This window comes from Mariprofundus ferrooxydans PV-1, from assembly GCF_000153765.1.
Taxonomy (GTDB): domain Bacteria; phylum Pseudomonadota; class Zetaproteobacteria; order Mariprofundales; family Mariprofundaceae; genus Mariprofundus; species Mariprofundus ferrooxydans.
The window spans coordinates 17,040-39,716 of record NZ_DS022294.1; the positions used below are offsets into that span (position 1 = coordinate 17,040).

General features: G+C 51.7%; 20 protein-coding genes. All 20 read right to left on the reverse strand.

Going from position 1 to position 22,677, the window contains the following annotated elements; translation table 11 throughout:
• Nucleotides 1-108: 108 nt before the first annotated feature.
• A complete protein-coding gene (locus SPV1_RS00090) occupies nucleotides 109-1,455 on the reverse strand; it encodes a glycosyltransferase family 4 protein (RefSeq protein WP_009849023.1) in 1,347 nt (448 codons plus the stop codon).
• Nucleotides 1,455-2,738, reverse strand: coding sequence for a glycosyltransferase family protein (locus SPV1_RS00095; protein ID WP_009849024.1), 1,284 nt, complete (start codon nucleotides 2,736-2,738; stop codon nucleotides 1,455-1,457). Before SPV1_RS00095 ends, SPV1_RS00090 begins: the two co-directional genes overlap by 1 nt.
• 57 nt (nucleotides 2,739-2,795) lie before the next feature.
• The gene (wecB, locus tag SPV1_RS00100; protein ID WP_040881551.1) at nucleotides 2,796-3,929 is read right to left on the reverse strand and encodes a non-hydrolyzing UDP-N-acetylglucosamine 2-epimerase; all 1,134 of its coding nucleotides are present in this window, start codon (nucleotides 3,927-3,929) and stop codon (nucleotides 2,796-2,798) included.
• A 5-nt stretch (nucleotides 3,930-3,934) separates the two neighbouring features.
• Nucleotides 3,935-5,035 (reverse strand): polysaccharide biosynthesis C-terminal domain-containing protein, encoded by a 1,101-nt coding sequence (locus SPV1_RS00105; RefSeq protein ID WP_040881552.1) that lies wholly within the window; start codon nucleotides 5,033-5,035, stop codon nucleotides 3,935-3,937.
• Nucleotides 5,036-5,043: 8 nt separating this feature from the next.
• A complete protein-coding gene (locus SPV1_RS00110) occupies nucleotides 5,044-6,060 on the reverse strand; it encodes an SDR family NAD(P)-dependent oxidoreductase (protein ID WP_009849027.1) in 1,017 nt (338 codons plus the stop codon).
• A 136-nt stretch (nucleotides 6,061-6,196) separates the two neighbouring features.
• Nucleotides 6,197-7,150 (reverse strand): glycosyltransferase family 2 protein, encoded by a 954-nt coding sequence (locus SPV1_RS13870; protein ID WP_152909236.1) that lies wholly within the window; start codon nucleotides 7,148-7,150, stop codon nucleotides 6,197-6,199.
• A gap of 7 nt (nucleotides 7,151-7,157) precedes the next feature.
• Complete coding sequence (locus tag SPV1_RS00120) at nucleotides 7,158-8,054, reverse strand: alpha-1,2-fucosyltransferase (RefSeq protein ID WP_009849029.1); 897 nt, start codon at nucleotides 8,052-8,054, stop codon at nucleotides 7,158-7,160.
• A 22-nt stretch (nucleotides 8,055-8,076) separates the two neighbouring features.
• A complete protein-coding gene (locus tag SPV1_RS00125) occupies nucleotides 8,077-8,826 on the reverse strand; it encodes an FkbM family methyltransferase (protein ID WP_009849030.1) in 750 nt (249 codons plus the stop codon).
• A gap of 79 nt (nucleotides 8,827-8,905) precedes the next feature.
• Nucleotides 8,906-9,862, reverse strand: a complete 957-nt coding sequence (locus SPV1_RS13875; protein ID WP_009849031.1) for a glycosyltransferase family 2 protein — start codon at nucleotides 9,860-9,862, stop codon at nucleotides 8,906-8,908.
• A gap of 46 nt (nucleotides 9,863-9,908) precedes the next feature.
• The gene (locus SPV1_RS00135; RefSeq protein WP_009849032.1) at nucleotides 9,909-10,646 is read right to left on the reverse strand and encodes a cephalosporin hydroxylase family protein; all 738 of its coding nucleotides are present in this window, start codon (nucleotides 10,644-10,646) and stop codon (nucleotides 9,909-9,911) included.
• Nucleotides 10,636-11,709: a class I SAM-dependent methyltransferase gene (locus tag SPV1_RS00140; RefSeq protein WP_009849033.1), complete on the reverse strand. Its 1,074-nt coding sequence runs from the start codon at nucleotides 11,707-11,709 to the stop codon at nucleotides 10,636-10,638. The genes SPV1_RS00135 and SPV1_RS00140 overlap by 11 nt, the downstream gene beginning before the upstream one ends.
• A 64-nt stretch (nucleotides 11,710-11,773) precedes the next feature.
• Nucleotides 11,774-13,000, reverse strand: a complete 1,227-nt coding sequence (locus SPV1_RS00145) for a class I SAM-dependent methyltransferase (RefSeq protein WP_009849035.1) — start codon at nucleotides 12,998-13,000, stop codon at nucleotides 11,774-11,776.
• Nucleotides 13,001-13,157: 157 nt separating this feature from the next.
• A complete protein-coding gene (gene rfbF, locus SPV1_RS00150; protein ID WP_009849036.1) occupies nucleotides 13,158-13,931 on the reverse strand; it encodes a glucose-1-phosphate cytidylyltransferase in 774 nt (257 codons plus the stop codon).
• A gap of 1 nt (nucleotide 13,932) precedes the next feature.
• On the reverse strand, nucleotides 13,933-15,198 hold the full coding sequence (locus SPV1_RS00155) for an ABC transporter ATP-binding protein (protein ID WP_009849037.1): 1,266 nt from the start codon (nucleotides 15,196-15,198) through the stop codon (nucleotides 13,933-13,935).
• A 135-nt stretch (nucleotides 15,199-15,333) separates the two neighbouring features.
• Nucleotides 15,334-16,182, reverse strand: coding sequence for an ABC transporter permease (locus SPV1_RS00160; RefSeq protein WP_050754695.1), 849 nt, complete (start codon nucleotides 16,180-16,182; stop codon nucleotides 15,334-15,336).
• Nucleotides 16,183-16,250: 68 nt separating this feature from the next.
• Nucleotides 16,251-17,252 carry a UDP-glucose 4-epimerase GalE gene (galE, locus tag SPV1_RS00165; RefSeq protein WP_009849039.1) on the reverse strand — a complete coding sequence of 334 codons (1,002 nt, stop codon included), beginning with the start codon at nucleotides 17,250-17,252 and terminating at the stop codon, nucleotides 16,251-16,253.
• Between the two features lie 152 nt (nucleotides 17,253-17,404).
• A complete protein-coding gene (locus SPV1_RS00170; protein WP_009849040.1) occupies nucleotides 17,405-17,782 on the reverse strand; it encodes a four helix bundle protein in 378 nt (125 codons plus the stop codon).
• 77 nt (nucleotides 17,783-17,859) lie between these two features.
• The gene (locus tag SPV1_RS00175; RefSeq protein WP_009849041.1) at nucleotides 17,860-18,840 is read right to left on the reverse strand and encodes a GDP-mannose 4,6-dehydratase; all 981 of its coding nucleotides are present in this window, start codon (nucleotides 18,838-18,840) and stop codon (nucleotides 17,860-17,862) included.
• A gap of 75 nt (nucleotides 18,841-18,915) precedes the next feature.
• Nucleotides 18,916-21,354 (reverse strand): polysaccharide biosynthesis tyrosine autokinase, encoded by a 2,439-nt coding sequence (locus SPV1_RS00180; RefSeq protein WP_009849042.1) that lies wholly within the window; start codon nucleotides 21,352-21,354, stop codon nucleotides 18,916-18,918.
• 7 nt (nucleotides 21,355-21,361) lie between these two features.
• Nucleotides 21,362-22,612, reverse strand: coding sequence for a polysaccharide biosynthesis/export family protein (locus SPV1_RS00185; RefSeq protein WP_196795084.1), 1,251 nt, complete (start codon nucleotides 22,610-22,612; stop codon nucleotides 21,362-21,364).
• Nucleotides 22,613-22,677: the final 65 nt, after the last annotated feature.

The following is a 22,677-nucleotide window of genomic DNA, read 5'->3' on the forward strand; positions in this document are numbered from 1 at the left end:
CCTGTGATTTGTAACTTGTGATTTGTAACTTGGGAATGGGGAGCGGTGAATGGTGAATAAACCGACAGACTAATCCCTGGCCCCTGATCCCTTGAAACTTTTCACTTTTCACTTTTCACTTTCAACCTGAGACTTTGAACTTGTAACCGATTCACCTTTCACTGCTTCACTGTTCAGGGCCTGCTCCATACTCTGTATCAACCGGGAATCGTTGCATTTGAAATGCGGCCACTCCTCACCGGCACTGGCATGGGCAATGCGTCGGTTCAACACCCTGCGGCAACGCTCCCACAGCGGTCGAGGCACCCCGGCAGGCCCTTTTGCATCCAGGCTGACCGGACGGGCCGGCAGCGGTAATGCCGGCATCTGCATGCAGCCATCCAACGCATCCGACCAGCTCCGACCGAAGACAGGCAGTGAGAAACTGCCTGCAATATGTGTCGCGGCAGCTGCTGCCATCCTGCCCAGCCTCTCCCGGTCCTGATAAAGACCGGCAACCATATCGGCTGCACGAGTGATATCCCCTACAGGGAATATCAGCGCATTGCTGCCCTCAATAACCAGCCCATCCGTATCGACGCCGCGAAAAGCCGATGTAACCGGCACTACGCCGTGGCTCATCGCCTCTGCAATCGAATAGCCCCATGCTTCGGATGGAGAGAAGTGAACCAGCACGCTCAGGGCAGGATAAAAATCCTGCTCCAGCTGGGTAGCGCTCAACTCGCCGAAATATCTGAAGTGCTCAGGGAAGTTTCCGGCAAGCTCCGTCAGCTCATCCCCGCTCTCGCCCTTGCCGGCTACCCACATCTGCGCCTCGGGACAGCGCTGATGCAGAGCCGTGAAAAACGGCAGGATATCCTCGCCTCGCTTATCACCGTCCAGACGACCGGCATAACCGACCCGGAACGGATCTACCGGAGAGCGAACATGCTGCGCAGGCACGGCCACCGCATTGGCAATGTGTTTGAGTCGCTCAGGTATAAAACCGTCAGACTGTGCCGCCATGGCACGATAGCTCAGTTTGCTGACACACACAGCCAGGTCAATCACATCGCGATTCTGCAGCAGGCAGGCTGCCTGCCCCGGCAGGTTACCATGGTTAACTGCAATCAGCCTGAATGCATGCCCTCTGTAACGCAGGCGCCTGACCGCCTCAAATGCCGAGTCGAGCACATTCACGATCACCACATCCGGGGCCACGGTCGACACCGCTCGTTCGATCGACTGGATGCGGCCTTCTTCGGTGCCGGTACGTGCATCCATGCGTATGGTTTTCAGTGCAGGCCTGAATGCCTCAACCCTGGCCGGATCATGGAATTGCGCACCCCATGCCAGCCCCACCGTCACATCCCAGCCCTGCTGCTGCAAGCCAAGCGAGAGGGCATCCACCCATGTACCGATACCACAGGCTGCGATAGATGAAGGGTAGAGCACCAGGACAGTTTTACCCTGCATCACAGGCTCTTTGACTCGCCAGAAGTCATTGAGACCATATCCGCATCAGCAATCAGATGACTGGCCTCAATGCCGATCATGGTGGCAAAACGGGTCAGGAACACCTCTGTGCTGAGCTCCTCTTGCACAGCCTCGGCCGCAGCATCGACTGCCTGCCGATAAAACTGCTCATCACAGGCCAACTGCTTCAGGCAATCGACAATCGCCGCCGCGTCCAGCGAATGACAACAGACACCGGCAGGGAAACGTGCCATAAAGGCTGTCACCGACGCGTATTCAGGACCATGAAAAAGTACCGGCTTACCCGCACCCAGATAAGTCGACATTTTACCCGGGAAAGCCAGGCGAACCTCCTGCCTGCGTGCCGGCTCAAACCAGTAGGGTAGATAGCAAATATCGACATCGGCAAGCATCTCAACCGTCTGTTCACTTGTGCGCCAGCCCATATATTCCACATGCACCGGTGCATGCGTATTGAGTAGCAGGTGCGGTCCGAAAACCCGAATCACTACCGACCTGCCGTCGATATGCCAGTTGATCCCCTGCAAGCCATGCAGCAGTGCATCCCAGGCATCGCTGGCATAGAGGTTGCCGGCAAAGCCGATCACAAAGTGCTCCTGAGCATGCTCTCTGATGCTGCCTTGCAGTGTTGCCAGTGGATGAACCCCGTAGCGTATAACCACCGGATCTATACCGTATTCAGCACGGTATTCTTCAGCCATCGCTTCGGATATCACACCACAGCGCAGGGAGTTGCGCAGCACATGAGCGAACGATGCCATCAGCCGCTTCTGCTGCCAGGGGAGCACTGCGAATGTCTCGGAAAAATGCTCCGGCACATCCCATACATGCGACACCATTGGCAGCCCCAGTCGGCTATGCACGGCCTGGGCCAGATAGATCATGATCGGACTGTCCAGAACGGCCCATATCATCCCGACATCATGCTTCCGGGCGAAGGCAACGGCCTCATCCGCCATATTGCGCACATGTTTTCGCAGCAGATATTCGCTGGCCAGCAGTGCAATCAATCGACCGGTCTTCGCCGCCAGCGAGGCATAGACATGCTCACGACGGCCCTTGCGAATCATGATCGGCAAACCGTCGAGCTCAGCGGCCGGAGAGACGGCCATAGTGCCCGGAATCAACGCAAAGCAGCAGATCTCCCCCTGCGGATAGCGTTTGCACAAATCACGCAGGTAAATCTCACCGACGTTGCCCGTTCCCGGTGCAGTGCCGGAGAGCAGCATAACGCGCGGAATATCACCGCAAGGCTTATTCATTGGCAACCGCACCTAACATATTGACGGTAGATACACTTATATTCCGAACAGCGCAGTTTACAGATGTTTTTTCCAGACATTGCGGTTGATGTAGTCGGTGTAGCTGACAATAATCCGAACCACCTTCTCCGATACATTCAGTGGCGCATAGTCGGCCACCTGACGCAGGTTTCTCTGCTCGCCCCGCTGTTGAGTCTCCAGAATCGACAGCGCCTGCAATATCTGGGCCAGATCCAGCCCCACCATCATCACGCTGCCCTCTTCCATACCTTCCGGGCGTTCATGGGCCTCCCGTATATTCAGTGCAGGGAAGTTGAGGATGGATGACTCCTCGGTGATCGTACCACTATCCGAAAGCACGGCATATGCATGCATCTGCAGGTGCACATAATCAAAGAAGCCGAGCGGCTTTAGCAACGCAACATGGCTGTGCAACTCGACACCCAGGCTCTCCAGTCGCGCCCGCGTTCTCGGGTGGGTCGACACGATAATCTTTCTGTCATACTTTTCCGCCAGACTGTTGAGCACATGTACAAAACGACGGATATTGCTGTCGGAATCAACATTCTCTTCGCGATGACAACTGACGACGAAATAGTCACCCGGACTCAGCTGCAACTGTGACAACACGGATGAATTTTCGATATTACCGCTGTAGTGGTGCAGCACCTCATGCATCGGGCTGCCGGTCTTGATGATACGGTCTGCCGGCAATCCCTCCCGGAGCAGATACTCGCGCGCATGGCTGCTGTACGGCATATTGATATCGCTTAAATGGTCGACCAGCTTCCTGTTCGACTCTTCCGGTACACGCTGGTCGAAACAGCGGTTGCCCGCCTCCATATGGAAAATCGGTATTTTTCTTTTCTTGGCCGCGATCACAGCCAGACAGCTGTTTGTATCCCCCAGCAGCAGCATCGCATCTGGCGCCTCCTGCTCCAGTACCGGATCGATCGTCTCCAGTATCCGCCCGATGGTCTGCACAGGCGATGCACCGACTGCATTGAGAAAGTAATCGGGCTTCCTGATGCCCATCTCCTGAAAAAATATCTCATTGAGCTCGTAATCATAATTTTGCCCGGTATGAACCAGCTTGTGATCCACACTGCGATCCAGACAGGCAATCACGCGGGACAGCCTGATAATTTCAGGCCGCGTTCCCACCACGGTTACAACTTTCATTCTCTTTATATCGCTCATACAACTTCCATGAATGTATCGGGATGTGCAGGGTCAAAAATCTCGTGTGACCAGAAAATCGTGACAAGCTCTTCATCCCCGGTATTGGTAATATTATGCGTATAACAGGTTGGAATATCGATATATTGCGGCAGCCCGCCATCCACATCGAAGGTATGAATCTGGCTTGAAAACATTCTGCGCAAACGAATCGTGGCTCTGCCTTTGACCACCAGAAAACGCTCAACCTTACCTGTATGGTAATGGTTACCTCTGGTGATACCCGCTTTTGTCGTGGAGAAAAAGCACTGCCCGCCATGTCGTGTTTTGACCACCTCGGTCAGTGCACCTCTGGCATCCTCATGCATTTTTAACGTCACCGGATAATGGGTCGGAAACAGGTAGGATCGATAGGTATTAAACAGCCGGAAATCGGTAGTTTCGGACATGTCGGGGAGGATATGTTCCCGATAATCACCGGCAATTTTCTGCAATCGTGCCAAAAGCTCGCTGACCTTCATAGCAGAACCCTGCAACCGCTGATCACCCGATTTCGGGGTTTGCAGCAGTTGCCAGAGCATGGCGCTCAAATCCTGGGCATGCAACAGTGACAACTCGCCATCCTGCTTTATTTCCGGCACTTCACCGTTCGCCAGCTGGTAACAGAATGTGGAAACCACGGAATTATAAAAGGGCTTACCGCCCTCCCCGTAGATATGCGGCAGGATCAGGTTGGTGAAAACGGCACCACTCTGCTCCGCCCACCGCTGCAGTAGCTCCGAGCAGTGGCGCTTTGAGCGCCCGTAGGGACTCTGGCCTGTCGCGTGCGTCGATGACGAGAAGAGCAGATGCGGGCTCTTGCCCGCAGTGGTGCAGGCTGCAATCAACTGCTCCACCAGCCGGATATTCGTGCTCTCAATTTCAGCATCATCGCCTCTGTTCATTCCGGCAAGATGTACTATCGCATCACAACCGGAGACAAAGTCACGTAACTTTTCATCACTGCTGAAGGTAGTCCGGTCCGCCCCTGTTACCTCCACATCCGGCTGCGCATGCAAATACACCCGCAAATGCCAGCCAATCAGCCCGTCTATACCGGTAATCCCAACCCGGATCATATCAGCCACTACTGGTTCAACTCTGCGGCAACTTCGGGCAGCGAGAGCAACAGCTCCTCAACTTCCGCCACGCTCAGCTGGTAAGTATTATGCGATGTATAGTCCTGCAGTGAAGCATTACCGGAGTCTCCCTCGGTGAAATACTTGTTATAGTTCAGGTCGCGATCATCCATGGATATGCGGAAGTATTCACCCATATCATCGGCCTTGCTCAACTCCTCACGGGTCGCCAGCGTTTCGTAGATTTTCTCGCCATGACGCATGCCGATAATGCGTTCCTCCACATCGGAGTGAAACAAATTCTTTAATGCGGTAACAAGGTCGGCCACCGTGCATGCGGGAGCCTTGCGAATCAGGATATCCCCCTGGCGCGCATGTTCAAAAGCAAATGCAACCAGATCGATCGCCTCACGCAGCGGCAGCAGAAAGCGGGTCATGTCAGCCACGGTGATCGTGATCGGGCTCCCCTCCCTGATCTGCTTGATAAACAGCGGAATAACAGAACCGCGAGAGCACATCACATTCCCGTAGCGTACGCAGGAAACGACGGTCTCGCCCTCTGACAATTTGCGCGACGCTGCCTGTGCCGTTTTCTCCATCAGCGCCTTGGTAATACCCATGGCATTGACAGGATAAACAGCCTTGTCCGTGCTCAGGCAGATCAACTTGTCTACGCCGTTAGCGATCGCCGATTCAATGACATGGTGGCTGCCCATCACATTGGTCTGCACCGCCTGCATCGGGAAAAATTCGCAGGAGGGAACCTGTTTGAGTGCTGCGGCATGAAAAACATAATCAACACCTTTCATCGCATTATCGACACTTTCACGACTGCGCACATCGCCAATGTAAAACTTGACCCTGTCATTCTTCAGCGCGATTCGCATCTGTTCCTGTTTCATTTCATCACGGCTGAAAATGCGTACTTCCCGGAAGCCTTCATGCATGATCCTGTCCAGGAATGCATGGCCGAAAGAGCCGGTACCGCCGGTAATGAGAATAACTTTATCCCTGAAATCACTCACAAATAAACTCCACTTGTTAATCCATATAAGCAGGAAGCATTGTCACATCTGCTTATGATGCGGGCTCTTGCCCGCTCAAAATAGTTTTTCCTTCCAGCAAGCCCGAATAAACCTGTCGCTGCCGGAGTAAATACACTTATAGATGCCCTGCTTCCTTACTCCTGCCAAACAATAGCTTGTCCAGAAACAGCGGAAGGGCAATGAGCATCGAAAACTTCATAAAGACAGCGACACGACTCAACTCCCGCGGCAGCAGGTAGCGCCATACTTCCCGAGCCTCCGCCCTGACAACAGGATCATTTCTGTTCACCATGTAGTGGAATACCAGTTTTCCCCACAGCTGCTTCTGCTCACCCACGCCTTCATAATAGCGGATGTTTCTGGACATGAAATAACGCATGCGTGGCTCGTTGCCACTGCACATGCCTGTACCCGCCTGGTTCCACTGATAGATCTTCGCCGGGGTATGCATACCTCGAAAGCCACGATCAAGCGCGCGCATCCAGAAGTCACCATCCTGAAAGTCGTACGAATAACACTGGCGATATCCGTCGATAGCCCGCCAAAGTTTTTTTCTGCACGGGCTGTGGCCAAGCATAATCCAGTTTTCAACCAATCGCTTCGGAACAAGCCAGCCATTTTTATCGCATAGTACACTGGTATCGATGATATGTCGGTTGCCTGCATCAACATCAACCCAGATATAGTTGCCAAAGACAAAATCTGCCTCGGGGTGTTTTTCAAAGGCAGCGCGAATGTCCGCAATTGCAGTTTGGGGAAACTCGTCATCCTCGTCGAGCATGGCAACAATTTCACCTTTTGCAGCCTTGATCCCGGCATTGCGGCCTGCCGACAAGCCACCATTTTTCGCTCTCCAGATCACCCGGGCAACACCCTGCTCCTCAAAACGCCTGCAAACAGCATTCGTCGTTTCGCAAGGGGAGCAATCATTGACCACAATGGTTTCAAAACCACGATCGGTTTGCCCTGCCAGGCTATCAATCGCCCGCTGCAGTAGTTCACCGCCTTTGTAAGTGCTTATAATCACGCTGATTAGCTCTGTTGAACTGGAGGGCATAACTCTTACCAAACCAACATTATATTCTGACCCACGAGTCCGGAATCAGATCACTCGTGTCAGCTGAAAAATTATTAAACCAGGCTGCAGGTGCAACCACTACCTTATCCGGATTCATATTCAGCCATGCCCCCCACCAACTAAATGAGCTGTTGGCAATAATGTGATCACGGCAATGCCTCATCAGTTCCATATCCCATTCACAGCTGTCAGCACTGTTGCATGTAACATATGTCATTGGGAACCGGCACTTCAAATGATCACGCGTCCACTCCGGGTCATCTGAAAAAACAAAGAAATGTGGATCGTCTACTTTCGATCCAATTAACGCTATTGCCTTTTCGTAATACTCAAGTCCGCATGTACCATGTGAATGATTGGTCAGCGGGTTGCTGACATAGTCACCCCTGCGAACATGCAGACTGACTGAATGGCACTGGCGTATTTTTTCCAGCATGGCGCCATTTGCCTGATCCGCCTTATCAACAAGAGAAAAGTCATCCAGCAGCTTCTGCCGGATGGGCATAAAATACTTCTCGCTTTGCCAGTACCCCTGCACATAGGTGTTACGGGGTGCTTGTAGCACACGGCTGTTATAAACCATCAGCGCCTGCTTCCCCGGTGGCTCATCCGAAACAGAGACGATCCCCCGGTATAATCCCCAACGAACCAAACGGTCGAGCAGAGGCCGATCCAGTGCAAAAATCGGGGTGTTCGTATATGCCTCGATCTCTTTTTCTGTTGCCACCTGGCCATTAACCTGAAATCGATCCAACATAAAATCGCGCAAGATATCATGCTGATAAAATGACAGGTCGAACTTCAACTCGACGTCATGCAGCAACGACAGCCTTCTGCCGAGTGCATACTGGAACATCTGGTTACCAAGCCCGCCGGTAAACTGAACAATAATCATTCAGGAAGCCTCTCTGCCCTGGTTACCTGTTTTCCCAGGTGCTCTTCTTTACAAAGATCGTGTTAATCCCTGTATCCGCATAAACCATATAGCCTCTGGCAGTCAGAAAGTCGACGATCTCGCTGTTTTTTCCGGCTATCCCTTTCATTTCAAACACAACTGTCTCGCAACAGATCACTGTCGGCGACCATGTATCAAAGTCGATACTGCGAAAAATAGGCCCCTCAAAGCCTTCGACATCAATACTGAGAAAATCCGGCAAGTGGCCACCTGGCAGGTGACGCTCGAATACCTGCTGCACAGTGGTTACCGGAATTTTCTTTATCTCCCTGATAGCATAGCCGTATTCACGCTCGATACGCTTTGCTTCCGACTCGGAGAATGTACTCAATGACGGCGGATCTATGATAAAAAAGTCCATCTCGCCGGCTTCCTCCATGATGCCGACATTCAGGTTGACATCATGCTTTCTGTACTCGAGAAACGGCGCCATCAGTAAGGGATTCGCCTCGATATTAATTCCCCTGCTGCCATGCTCATAAAACCAGGCCGTGTTACTCAACTCAAACGGATGGTGCGCCCCGATATCAATATAGGACGGATTGGAGACGCCCAGCGCATTAAAGACATGACGGATAATCATATCCTCACCGGACTGGGAGTAGGAGGTTTTAGGCGAATGCAGCACCCGTTCCATCACGACAGACAACAGATACTTACGCATCCCCGCCTTGATACCTCTCAGGTTATTCAATAACTGTTTATGAATCATATCATTCCTTGGGAGCAAACCAATATGGCCCCCGAATACAGAGTTGTGTTATTACCTTTTCCGGAAAAACCGACTGCAGCTAAAGACCGGCCTTGCGTTTATACCTGCTGAGTCGCGTTCGAAGCTGTATATAGGCCCCATAACAGGATTTCTCAAACGGCTTGAAAACCATCCACTGCATTGACTCTTTCTGTTGCCCGGAAAGAATTTGATAAAGCTGTTTTTTCTGTTTCATATCCAGATCTTCACTGACCCTGATGGTCTTGCGAAACCCGTGATAATAATTCCTCAGCAACTTATAAAGCCTTAGCTTGTTACTCAGCGCCTTATCGATTTCCTGATTACCCACCGAGTCGGGCTGCTGCGAGGTATGCGTGAGAATCACTCTCTCGATTGCCAAATTGCCTCGGCTCAACAAATAAAACACAAACAGTATATCAATCGCCCATGGCATGATTTTCCCGCTTTGTTTTCCGATCACACTGCGCCATGCAGCGAGCGCCGTTTCCCTGCTCATCAGGCCGTAAATAATATTCGCCTTGCCGTGCTCGACAGGCTGAAGCAGAAACTGCTTCAGCCGCGTGTATAAATCGTCGGACGGAAGTTCGAGCAGATAGTCGTTATACCTGTCTGTCACATTTCCCGTAGCCGTATCGTGAACATCGAAGAAAGAGAATGCAACCGAGGCACTTTCATCCTTTTCAAGCAGTTCAAGCATGGCATGGATATACTCCGGCTCCCATGCATCATCGTCCGCCGCCCACATAAAATATGCGCCTGCAGACTGCTCAAGCAGGTAACCGAAATTATTCACCGCGCCGATATTTTTTTTCTGCCGGTAGTAGCGCACTCTCGGGTCTTTCCCGATAAACTCCCGCACCACCTGTTCCGTCGCATCACCGGGGCTACAATTATCCGAAACGATAATCTCAAGATGACGATAGGTCTGTCGGGTTATGCACTCCAGAGTTCGCCGCAACCCTTCCGGACGGCTATAGCTGGGGATACCGACCGAAACCAGCGGCTGTTGTTGCATAATGCTCACTTCAAATCTTCACTGAAACAATCCGGCGCTGCTGACCTCAGGCCACCCGTTTCAGGAAGCCATCAGGTGCTACGGTGATCAGCACCTTATTTTCGATAGCCTTGTCGATCTCGAATTCGGGATGGCTCTTCAGGTATTCCCATACAGCGGTTTTCGGGTTGTCACCCTTGCCCCAGGGGCGGTCGGACGGGCACTCCTCTGCCGTGTCCTCAACAATGGTATCGTAAACAACACAATAGCTGCCCGCCGTTACCAGACCGGCATAGGCATTCAACTCAGCCAGCACATGCTCGTGCGTATGGTTCGAATCAAGGAACACCAGCACCCGCTGCTTGCCGCTTGCCATTTCGTGAATGCGCCCGACAATTTCCGGCGCAACGCTGGAACCCTCGATCATCGTAATGCGCCTGAACATCGGATGCTCCTCGATCGCCTGCCTGTTATGCGGGCGAATATCGATATCGATGCCAACAACTGCTGCATCCGGGTTACCACCGCAGGCGGCGTTCAACTCCAGCATCGAGGCGGAAAAGATCAGCGAACCGCCGTGGGCTATACCCGTTTCAATTATCAGATCCGGCTGCACATTCCAGATAATCTCCTGCATTGCCGCCATATCCTGCGGATACTGGATGATCGGTCGACCCAACCAGCTGAAGTTGTAGGAGTACTGAGGCTTCAACGATGCACGCATAAAACCGGCTGCACTGGCCTTCAATTCCTCATTATGGCCGTTTTCCTCAACACGCACTTCGACCTCTTGCTTAAAACTCATGATGATCCACCTTGATATAATGGTATTTATTTTTCGACTGCCTGACGATTTCGTCGAAATAATTCGAGTTCATAACGAACATATTCGCCGACTCCGACAACGATTCCATGGCCGCCTCGGGCGACAACACCTGTAACCCGGTAACGGCAATGTATTTATTCTGTTTGGCCGGGTTGATATCGATGATCATATCCACCGGAGAACCTGCACGTTGCATGTACAGGGCAAAGGTCACCCCTTTGGAGGCTCCGCCCCATATTGCATGCTGCCTGCCCGGTTGCTGCAGAATACGGCCGGACCAGGCATCGATATCGGCAAGAAAATCAGCAGGAAACTCGAGCGATTCGCCCCTGCCCAACTGCGGTGTCCGTAACGTAGCCAGCTCGGCTACTACATAGAGATACTGACCGCCGAATATATGCCCTGCCTCAACTACATTACCGAACATACGATAAAAATCGTCCAGACGAAAATAGTTCACATGTTCATAAAACAGATCAAACCAGGCTCGCGAGCTACATATCCAGTCAAAGCACGGAACCTCAATATAAATCAGCCCCTGCCCGCCATTGGCTTCGGCCACCTGAGCCAGAAACTCGACAGGATTAACCATATGCTCGAGAACATGGCGCAGGATAATACCATCCCCTTTAATACCGACGCCGGGTTCAAAACAGACCGGTAACACATCGGGACTATCACCTTCATAGGCCGGGTCCACACCGGTCACGCGGTGCCCCTGATGTTTCAGGTGTTCAAGAAAATAGCCTTTGCCGCAACCTACCTCAATCAGCGATTTATCATGAAAGTGGCGACCAATAATCTCCGTTACATCCTGCAGGTGATACTGAAACACACCGGAGTGTGCCTGTTCATTCTGGTAGTCACTGTCATAGACCAGTAGCGACGGGTCAAACGCGGCATTGAATATCAAGCCACTATCCATGTCCTGTACCAGCACCAGGTCGCCCGTCGGGCATGACTGTGCGGCGGCAGCCGTTGCAAACATCTTGTTCTGAAAAACCGGCAGCTTTGCTGTTCGAAAAATCTCCCGTTGACTCAAAATATCTCCAGCAGTGTATCTGGGTTTCGGCGGCCGAAATTGAGCAACCGCAGTTCGAAATCGCTCATTCGCAAATCTGCAAATGCGGTACAGCCGTCACGAAGCGCCCACCCCACTGATTGACAGCCTTATTATGCTCCATCACCTCATCGGCTATATTCCACGGTAAAATCAGAATAAAGTCCGGCTTTTGATCATGGATATGTTCCGGCGCGAGAATAGGAATATGGCTGCCGGGCATAAATTTATTCTGCTTGGCGGCAGCTGCATCGCATACAAACGGCAGCAGGTCGGGCTTGACACCTGCATAATTAAGCAATGTATTACCCTTGGCCGCAGCACCATAAGCGGCAACCGTTTTCCCCGAGCGCTTCTGCTCAATCAAAAACGACAACAAATCGTTTTTCACACGATCTGCCTTGGGCTGGAAAGCCAGGTAGACATCCAGTCCTCGCATGCCGGCAGCAAGCTCTGCAGCCAGAACGGCATGCACGGCAGCACGGACCTCGAAACCGGCATCAGCATGGCAACCGTAAACCCGCAGACTGCCTCCGTGGGTAGGCAGCTGCTCCACATCATATACAACCAAACCTGCGCGTTCAAAAATGCGCTGTACGCTATACAGCGACAGATAGGAATAGTGTTCATGGTAAACCGTATCGAACTGGTTAAGCTGAATAAGGTTGAGCAGGTGTGGAAATTCCAGTGTGATTGTGCCGCCCGGCTTCAACGCAGTTTTTAGCCCCATGGTGAAATCATTGATGTCAGGGACATGGGCATAGACATTATTGCCCAGAATCAGGTCAGCCTGCTTATCTTCGGCAACAAGATTCTCAGCCAGTGACTGACCGAAAAACTCCCTCATCACAGGGATATTCAGTTGCTCTGCTGCATCGGCAGTACTGGCTGTCGGCTCAACCCCCAGACAGGGAACGCCCGCCTCGACAAAATTGCGCAGCAGGTAGCCATCGTTTGATGCCACTTCGATCACAAAGCTCTCTTCATCCAAATGCAGTCGGTCGCTGATCATATCGCAGTAGTCGGCGGCATGTTGCATCCAGCCGGATGAGGTCGATGAGAAATAGGCGTAGTCTTTAGTAAACAGCTCATCCGAACGCGCATAATCCTCGGTCTGAACCAGCCAGCAGCTATCACAAACATGCAGCTTCAACGGAAAATAGAGCTCAGGCGCATGCAAATCCGCCGGGTTTAGATAGGCATTGGATGGCGGCGCAAATCCCAGATCGAGAAAAACATGCTGCAGTGGCAACTTACAGTGACGGCATTTCATTATAAACTATTTCCTGAAGTTCAAGTATTGGTTAGCAGGTATCATCTATTGCAGGCGGGTATGATGGTAGCATTTATCTCGGCTAACACTCGCCATCATGGGAACTGAATGGACTGACAATGTTGCTCTGCAACCGCGAATTGGCCGCAAAGCAACCTCATCTCCACACCTTCCATGGCGCACTGCCGGAAGACCACAGCTCTTCAAGTTGCGTCTTGTCGCGCAGCGTATCCATGGGCTGCCAGAAACCGTGGTGCCGGAATGCTGCCAGCTCGCCCTCTGATGCCAGCCCCTTCAGCGGTTCGAGTTCCCATGAGGTCGCATCTCCTTCGATACGTTCAAGTACTTTTGGTGAAAGCACGAAGAAGCCGCCATTGATCCATCCGCCATCGCCATGCGGTTTCTCTTCGAAACAGCCTACCTTGAGCTCATGCGTGATCTCCATGGAACCGAAACGCCCGGGTGGTTGCACAGCTGTGACCGTAGCCTGACAGCCCTGCTCCTGGTGAAAACGGATCAATTCGCTGATATCGACATCGCTGACTCCGTCGCCGTAGGTGAAACAGAACGCTTCGTCATCCAGATACTCACCGACTCGTTTCAATCGACCACCGGTCATCGAATTATCGCCAGTGTCGACAAGCGTTACTTTCCAAGGCTCGACCGCATTCTGGTGCACTTGCATCGAGTTATCATTCATATCGAAGGTTACATCCGACATATGCAGGAAATAGTTGGCAAAATACTCTTTTACCATATAACCCTTGTAACCCAGGCAGATAATGAATTCATTGATACCGTGGGCACTGAATACCTTCATGATATGCCAAAGTATTGGCTTACCTCCAATCTCAATCATTGGCTTGGGCCTAAGGTGCGTCTCCTCACTGATTCGAGTTCCCAAGCCACCTGCAAGAATAACTGCTTTCATGCTAAGGCCTTTTTCCTTGACTTACAGATGTTTCCCAAACCAGTTGAGGACGAACCACACCGGGTAAGTCCCCATGATAATCGCCTCTTGCAGAGTCCCCTGATGCATTGTCCACTACTTCAAAGGCAACCACATCCTGCTCATAAAAATGTACGCACTGCGGTTCAAACGTGGTCAGAGCCACACCTACAAGCATCGTTCCTTCAGCCAACAAGTTCCCGGGGATCCACGCCGTGCTCTTATAGCGCCCAAGCTCCTTGGGCAGGTCACAGTGTTCAGATTTGTTATCTATTGAGATAAAAGCGTATACACCCTCACTGTTAAAAAAATGACAGTTTGGCTGAAGCACATGACCTGACTTCAACACTTCGTACTCTACCTCAATGCCAACTGGCTTATGAATATCGACCCGTTCGGAGGTAATGCCGTCCTCAGAACAGACCCTGACACTTAAAAGTCGAGCCACATCATCGCCCGGAGCCGTGGCAGAATCATCCCACCGGGCCCATGCCCCGGTCCCCGTACCCTCCTGCAAATAGCTTTTAATAACGTGGTGAACTGGGCCATCGGCAACAACACCGCCCTGATTCAACAGTATTGCCCGATTACATAAGCGACTGATGGTGCCCATATTATGGGAGACAAACAGTACCGTTCGCCCCTGCTTGCCAACTTCCTGCATCTTTCCCATACACTTCTTCTGGAAAGTTGCATCACCAACGGCGAGCACTTCATCAACAATCAATATTTCCGGTTCAAGGTGCGCAGCCACGGCAAATGCAAGACGCACATACATGCCTGATGAATATCGTTTCACCGGTGTGTCGAGAAACTTCTCCACCTCGGCAAATGCAACGATCTCATCGAATTTTGACTGAATCTCCTTACGCGACATACCGAGAATAGCGCCGTTGAGATATATATTCTCTCGTCCGGTCAGTTCCGGGTTGAAGCCTGTTCCTACCTCCAGCAGGCTGGAGACGCGTCCATTGAGCTCAATTCTGCCCGTACTCGGATCAGTAATACGGGATAGAATTTTGAGAAGCGTGGACTTGCCTGCACCGTTCTTACCGATAATTCCGACTACCTCACCCTGCTGAATATCAAAACTGACATTCCGTAGGGCCCAGAACTCCTCGGCCACTTCCTCTTGCATGGAGCGTCCCGTCAGACGCTGCAATCCCCGTTTGAACGGGTTGGTCAGATTTTTTGAGCTGACGATATGTCCAAGCTGGTATTTCTTCGAAACGCCTTCAACCTTAATCATAGACATAATGGCAGCCTCCGGCTGAGTGGAAAGTTGTAAGTTGCAGGTTGAATGTTTGCAGACAATTGCGATGAGCTTTCAACTTTCAACCTATAACTTTGAACTGACCTGCTAACTTTCAACTTGTAACTACCCCTACACCACATCTGCAAAATTCTTCTCGACACGCGTAAAATAGAAAAGCCCGACCACCAAAAAGAGAATGCTGAATCCAACCGAGTAGAACAGGCTTATCCAGTTCATGGGCTGCTCAAGAAGAATCGAACGAAAACAGTTAATGTATCCATACATCGGGTTGAAATCGAGCAGCCAGCGCCATTTTTCTGATACAACTTCAGCCGGATACATAACAGGCGTCAGGTACATCCAGAACGTAGTAATATAGCTCAGTACCATGCCGAAGTCGCGAACCTTGACTATGATGGCTGAGAAAATCATACCAATGCCAACACTCAGGCAGGCAATTCCGAGCATCACAACAGGAATTAACAGCGATGACACCGAAGGATAGAATCCGTAGTACATCATTAACAAAAACAGCACAAACAATGCGATTAGAAAATCAACCATGCCGCTGCCCAAACTTGAAAGGGGAATCCATAGCCGCGGAAAATACACCTTTGTAACAATGGATTGGTTGGCCACCAAGCTGTTACCTGCCCTGCCCAATGCACCCTGGAAAAAGCTCCATGGCAGAATCCCAGCCATGACAACCAGCTGATAAGGCACATCTCCGGTCAGCGAATCAAAACCAGCCAGCTTTCCGAATATGACAGTAAATACAACCATTGACATGATCGGTTGAAGTGCCGCCCAGGAAAAGCCGAGCAGCGTCTGCTTATATCGCACCTTGATATCCCGGGAGGTAAAAGCCCACAACAAACCACGATAGTGCCACAGCTCATGCCAGCGCACAGGAATCCAGCCCGTACGGGGCCTGATTACCGTTCTGTGTTTACGTAAATCTGTTGCTGAATCGTTCAAGGAATTCACTCCGTTCATAAGTTACAGGTAATGCGGTTGAAAGTTGAAAGTAAAATGCAGTAAAGGCTCTAACTTTCTACTTTCTCGCTTGAAACTTTCAACTTTTTCATATGCCATTTCCACGCGGTTTCTATGATGGTTTCCAGAGCGCCAAGGGTCGGCTGCCAGCCCAGCTCTCTCGATATCACCGCAGCATCGCCGGCTAAAGCAGGCGCATCACCCGGGCGCCGGGGACCGTATTGAACAGGTATCTCTTTACCCGTCACGCTAGCTGCAACCTCGATAAGCTCCCTGATGGAGTAACCCTTGCCATTGCCCAGATTGTAAGCCCGGCTTTGCTCACCGCGCAACAAAGCCTGCAACGCCAGCAGGTGCGCATTCGCCAGATCGGTCACATGTATATAATCCCGTATACAGGTGCCATCAGGCGTATCGTAGTCCGTACCGTTGATCATAATTGAATCCCTGACGCCTGCTGCGGCATCCAGAACCAGCGGTATCAGATGCGTTTCAGGTTCGTGATCCTCACCAATCTCGCCATCCGGATCTGCTCCGGCCGCATTGAAGTAGCGCAAGGCTACAAAACGGAGGCCGTAGGCAGAATCATAGTCCTTGAGGATACGCTCTACCATCAGTTTGGAGGCGCCATAAGGGTTGATCGGTTGCTGAGCATGCGTTTCCGGAATCGGGATGACTTCGGCTTCGCCATAGGTGGCGCAGGTGCTGGAAAACACGATTTTATTCACGCCGTGCCTGCGCATGGCATCCAGCAGATTCAACGTACCGGCAACATTGTTGCGATAATATTTGCCCGGCTCTCCGACCGATTCTCCGACATAGGCATAGGCGGCAAAGTGCATGACAGCGGCGAAATCGTACCGGGCAAACACTTCATTCAGCCGCGTTTCATCGGCCAGATCACCGCGCTCAAACGGGCCCCACTGCACCGCCCATTCATGGCCATAAACCAGATTATCAAACACCACCGGCGTATAGCCAGCTTTTGCCAACGCTTTGCAGGCATGACTGCCGATATATCCGGCTCCGCCGGTGACTAAGACATAAGACATCAGTTGTAAGTTCCAGGTTGAAAGTTGAAAGTTGGAAATTCCAGATTGAAAGTGGAAAGTTTCAAGTTGTTAAACATGGATATTTTTCCATTGGTTACCGACATTCAATTGTTTCCCCTGATTTGCTACTTTCAACATGCTACTTTCTACTTTCAACAGGACTCTTTATTACTGCGTAGGTATCTTATCAGAGAGGCGATCATCCGGCTGATTTCAGATACTTCGCTGATCAACTTTCCAGACTGCGCCATATCAAGATAACCCTGATCGGTTGCGATATAGAGCTGACATCTGAGTTCGCCGGCCGAACCTTTGGCGATAGTCAGAAAACGCGAAAACTCTTTAGCACCGCCACGCTCAAATCCCTCAGCGATATTGGACATGATGGATACGGATGAGCGACGAATCTGATCCTTCAAACCATAATCTCTGGAAAAGTCATCCAGCCTGGTCAGCGCATATACCTCATTGGTAAGCTCACGAGCCTTTTTCCATGCATCGATATCTTCAAAGCGTTCAAAGCTGCTCATTAACTAATATTCCAAAGTTCCAGGTTGAAAGTTGAAACCTGTAAACTTGTCACTTTCAACTTTCCAGCTCGTTACCATTAATTTGCTACTTGTAACTTTGAACTTTTCAACTCCGCCTCTACCAGGCGCCGGATCAACTCTGCGAAATGAACTTCCGCTTTCCAGCCCAGACGCTCAAACGCTCTGGAAGGATCGCCTTCGCTGAACATCAGGTCCGACGGACGATAGAGCGACTCATCCACCTCAACATGTTCACGCCAGTCGAGGTCCAGTGTCTGAAATACCAGTGCGACAAACTCTTCCAGCGAATGGCTCTCGCCAGTGGCAATAACGATGTCCTCCGGTGAATCCAGCTGCAACATGCGCCACATGGCATCGGCATACTCCGGTGCCCAGCCCCAGTCGCGACGGATAGCCATATTTCCCAGCCGTAGCTTATCTTTGCTGCCGCCGGCGATACTGCACGCTGTAGCGACAATCTTACGGGTTACAAATCGGGCGGGTCTGAGCGGAGACTCGTGATTAAACAGGATACCCGAGCAGGCATGCAAGCCGTAGGCCTCCCGGTAGTTGGCCGTAGCCCAGAAGGCTGCCGCTTTGGCTGCAGCATAGGGACTTCGCGGGTGAAATGGTGTGGCCTCGTGACTGGGAGCGCCTTCGCGGACAGCACCGAAACATTCGCTGGAGCCGGCATTGTAGAGCCGTATCGGAGCATTGAGATAGCGCATTACTTCCAGTACCTGCAAGCTGCCAAGGGCAATGCTCTCCATGGTCTCCATAGGCTGCGAAAAAGAGAGACCAACCGATGTCTGCCCGGCCAGATTATATATTTCATCCGGCTCAACCTGGGTAATCACCTGCAACAGATTCCTGAAGTCGACCAGCGAGGCCGAGTGCAGTGACACCTGATCAGCAATACCTAGTTTGCCAAGGTTAGTGAATGAACGACTGTCTACATCGCGTGATGTGCCATGCACCCGGTAACCTTTTTTCAACAGCAGGTCGGCCAGATAGCAGCCGTCCTGACCGGAGATACCGAGAATCAGAGCTGTTTTCATAAATACAGTTGAAAGCTGAAAGTTGAAAGTTGAAAGTCAGCCGACTTGCAACCTGTAACTTGTAACTTGCAACTATTAACTTTCATCTTTCTTCTCCGCATCTTCGCCGTAATCGTGACTGTAGTAGCCGTATTTGCTGCCATAGCCACCGTAGCCGCCATACGTGCCGCCATATCTGCCATACTTCTTATAGCCATAGCCGCCGTAAACAGATGAAACCTTGAAGCCGTTGAATATCACACCAACCGGCTTGATATGTACGGTATTAAGCTGGGTAATGGCACGCTGCACCGCATCAATCGGCGCATGATTCGCGCGCACAACAAGGAACAGGCCATCAACCTTCGGTCCGAGCAACACGGCATCGGTTACTACCAGCACCGGCGGCACGTCAAGCAGGATCATCTCGTACTCTTCCTTGATCTCTTCAAGGAAAGCGCTCATCGATTTGGAGCCGAGCAATTCGGACGGATTGGGCGGAATCGAGCCTGAGGAAATTACGCTTAGATTTTCGACCGTTGTCGGCATCGCCAGTTCATGCCAATCCTGGCTGTGAATCAGGATATCACTCAACCCAGAATGGCGCTCCAGTCCGAAATATTCATTCACACGCGGCTTGCGCATATCGCAATCGATCAGCAACGTCTTCAAGCCGGAATTAGCCATGGTGACAGCGATATTGCAGGTCGTTGTCGTTTTGCCCTCGCCCGGCACAGCACTGGTCATAATCAGTGTTTTGATCGTTTTCTCCAGGTTGGCAAACTGGATATTGGTTCTCAAACTTCGATAGGCCTCGCTCTCCGGCGAGCGGGGCTTGGACATCGTGATCAGGCTGTTACGGTTACCCGCCTCACTCGCACTGAACGGCAGTGTACCGAATACCGCCAGACCTGACTTGCTTTCCAGCTCCGCCAGACTCTTGATCGTGCGGTCCATATTCTCACGCAGGAATGCGACACCAAGGGCGAGGGCCAAAGCAGCCAGCAACGCCTTGATTGCATCATTAAAGCGGTTGGGCAGGATCGGCCTAAACGGCACCTCAGCCGGCTCAATGACACGCACATCGGAGAGCAGGATCGCCTGATCAATGCTATCCTGCTGCTTGCTCTCAAGCACTCGTTGCAGCAGTGCCGTCAGCGCAGTCGATTGCCCCTTGCGCTCCAACGCCCTTCTCAATGCCTCGGCATTGCCGGCCTTCTGCTCCCGCTTCGTCTCCAGTAGTTCCTGATTCATGCGCTGCTTAAGAAATGCAATTTTCTGTTCAAGTGACGAATTGACCCGCTTACGCAACTCCTTGACCTGCCCCTTGAGGATATCGATTTCACGGTCGAGCTTGACCACTTCGGGAAATTTATCGGTAACCCCCCGGCGCAACAGTGTGCGTTTGGCCTGCAACTTACTGATTTTTGAACTTAATTCGCTAAACGCAGCACTCATGCTTTCAGGCACATCAAGCACCTGCATGGCTGCCTCTAGCTTGTCATCGCTGATCCCGGCCAGATAATCCAAAATAAAACGGGTCTGCTTAATTTCTCCATACGCTTCGGCCCAGCGTTTGCTTAATCCCTCAACCTGACCGAGCAACACCTCACCCTGCATATCCTGCATCAGATTGGACGAGTTGGTATTGGCATGCAATTCGTTCAGGTCGCTCTGCACCCGCTGCTGGATCTTGTCGAGAAAGTCGATTTTTTTCTGCAAGCGACCGCCTTTGAACGCGATCTCCTCATCGCCGTAAACCGAGGCCAGGGCTTTGAGTACCGCTGCAGATCTGTAACGGTCATTATCGGTAAAAGTGACGTACAACATATCGCTACTACTCTGCGAAGCGCTCAAGCGCGCACGAATACCCTTGGCTATGGGCTCCGCCGGCCGATTGCCAATGCTGTAGACAGTTCCTACAGGACCATGCCAGCTACTGATCGAGAGCTTGAAACCATCGAGTTCCACCTCTCTGCCCTGAACCGTATCCAGAGCATGACCGGTCAGCGGGTTTTCAATGCGGAAATGCCCCTCATCAAGAAAAGTAATCACCAGAGAATCATAGGCTTTGTCTGCTGGCGGTAAAAATTCGCCCAAATCAACATGGGTCAGCGGCACATCCATGCCGATGACCCCCTTGATACGATCCCGGATCTTCATCCACAGTGAGCGCCCCGCCACCAGCGTGGTAACGCGGTCCAGCTTCAACTCTTTGACAATACGCACCGCCACCGGCAACGACTTGATGACTGCAATCTTTGAATCGAGTTTGTCCTGCTGCTGAAAGCCGGGGAAGCCGCCCCTGCCCATCTTCATGCCTGCATTATTGCTCATCGCCGTATCTTCACTCTGGAACTGCACCGTCATGGCGGACATGTAAACCGGGGTCTTGGAGAGCGACCACAACATGCCTGCAACAAACACAACCAGAGTGATCGCCAGAATAACCCAGCGCTGGCGTACCGCCATATCAAGGTAGTCTTCCAAACTGCGTTCGGTCTGTGCGGAGATCATTTCATTCATCATATTCATATCGTGATCACCACAACCTGCCCTTGCCGATCGAATAGATGGCCATGGTCTGCAGCAGCGTATTCAGACTCGGCGTAATCTCTGTCAGCACATCGTTAACCTTGCCAATAAACGAGTTCGGTACATAAATAATATCGCCTGCCTGCAGCACAATGTTCTGCCGCCCGTCACCCTCTTCCAGCGCAGCCAGATCGATGGTGCGCATCATCGGGTTATTCAAGCCACCGCGAATCACCTTGATCTGGTCTTTCAGGGCTGTATTGGTGACATATCCGGCCTGGGTCAGTGCATCAACAAGGCTCAACTGCCCCTTATAAAGCGGCACAATCGTCGGAGAACCAACCTCACCCAGCACGAACACTTTCTGATCGCGATTGCTCGGCAAATAGAGGATGTCGCGGTCGGTAAGCATCACATCGGTACGCCTGTCACCCACCTCCATCAGTCGGTGGAAGTTGACATCCATAAATTTCCCATCGCGGATCATGTAGGCACCCGACCAGTTTACATTGGCTGAGAGCACATCCAGTTGCAGCATCGCTTCAAACAACGAGACCTTGCCGCGAATCGGCACAACACGGGAGATCGACTCGCCTGTATCATTCTTTGCCGCAGCAGCCAGATTGTTCACCTTGTTTGATTTCCTGCTGCCGGTCGTACTACCAATAGAGCCGCCACCAACAATGCCACCCATGCCGTAGGCACCGGCAAGGGTGCTCATTGCCGAACTCAACTGCTGCTGCGCCTGGCTATTCGCACCGAAGGATTGCGCCTTGTTACCGCTGACCATGCCTGCGCGTTGAAAGATATCGAGATCACCGATCAGGAACAGCTTCTTGCTGGCATAATCGGCAATATTCAGATCCAGCTGCGGATTGCGGATATAGGTTGAATACTTCTCTGTCAGCACCTGCTGAGCCTCAACCAGCGTCATGCCGGCCAGTTTTACATTGCCAACATAAGGAGCGAAGATCGTACCGTTTTCCTTGATCGCTGCGGTACGGGAGAGCTTGTCATAGCCCCATATAGTTACCGTAACCTCATCGCCAGGACCCAGAAGATAAGAGCCACTCGGCAGATTGGCCTTGCCAAGCATACCCCCGATCTTTTCCATATCCAGAGAGGATGATTTCTTCTGGAAAGCATCCCCGCTACGCACCATCGAGCCGTCGGGACGCTCCCAAAGAGCGGTGTCATCATCCACCGGCTTCTGCGTAGAAGCAGCTGCCACCTTCCCTGGCTGCCAACCGGTAGACATCGCAGCGCACCCGCTCATCGTAAACAGCGCCACAACGCTAAAAACAATTGTCGCAAAGCTATGAC

Bases quoted from the DNA above. Each gene is read 5' to 3' on its own strand.
- SPV1_RS00090 (WP_009849023.1), bottom strand. From the start codon at position 1,455: ATGCAGGGTAAAACTGTCCTGGTGCTCTACCCTTCATCTATCGCAGCC.
- SPV1_RS00095 (WP_009849024.1), bottom strand. From the start codon at position 2,738: ATGAATAAGCCTTGCGGTGATATTCCGCGCGTTATGCTGCTCTCCGGC.
- SPV1_RS00105 (WP_040881552.1), bottom strand. From the start codon at position 5,035: ATGATCCGGGTTGGGATTACCGGTATAGACGGGCTGATTGGCTGGCAT.
- SPV1_RS00120 (WP_009849029.1), bottom strand. From the start codon at position 8,054: ATGATTATTGTTCAGTTTACCGGCGGGCTTGGTAACCAGATGTTCCAG.
- SPV1_RS00125 (WP_009849030.1), bottom strand. From the start codon at position 8,826: ATGATTCATAAACAGTTATTGAATAACCTGAGAGGTATCAAGGCGGGG.
- SPV1_RS13875 (WP_009849031.1), bottom strand. From the start codon at position 9,862: ATGCAACAACAGCCGCTGGTTTCGGTCGGTATCCCCAGCTATAGCCGT.
- SPV1_RS00135 (WP_009849032.1), bottom strand. From the start codon at position 10,646: ATGAGTTTTAAGCAAGAGGTCGAAGTGCGTGTTGAGGAAAACGGCCAT.
- SPV1_RS00145 (WP_009849035.1), bottom strand. From the start codon at position 13,000: ATGAAATGCCGTCACTGTAAGTTGCCACTGCAGCATGTTTTTCTCGAT.
- rfbF (WP_009849036.1), bottom strand. From the start codon at position 13,931: ATGAAAGCAGTTATTCTTGCAGGTGGCTTGGGAACTCGAATCAGTGAG.
- SPV1_RS00155 (WP_009849037.1), bottom strand. From the start codon at position 15,198: ATGATTAAGGTTGAAGGCGTTTCGAAGAAATACCAGCTTGGACATATC.
- galE (WP_009849039.1), bottom strand. From the start codon at position 17,252: ATGTCTTATGTCTTAGTCACCGGCGGAGCCGGATATATCGGCAGTCAT.
- SPV1_RS00170 (WP_009849040.1), bottom strand. From the start codon at position 17,782: ATGAGCAGCTTTGAACGCTTTGAAGATATCGATGCATGGAAAAAGGCT.
- SPV1_RS00175 (WP_009849041.1), bottom strand. From the start codon at position 18,840: ATGAAAACAGCTCTGATTCTCGGTATCTCCGGTCAGGACGGCTGCTAT.
- SPV1_RS00180 (WP_009849042.1), bottom strand. From the start codon at position 21,354: ATGAATATGATGAATGAAATGATCTCCGCACAGACCGAACGCAGTTTG.
- SPV1_RS00185 (WP_196795084.1), bottom strand. From the start codon at position 22,612: ATGTCTACCGGTTGGCAGCCAGGGAAGGTGGCAGCTGCTTCTACGCAG.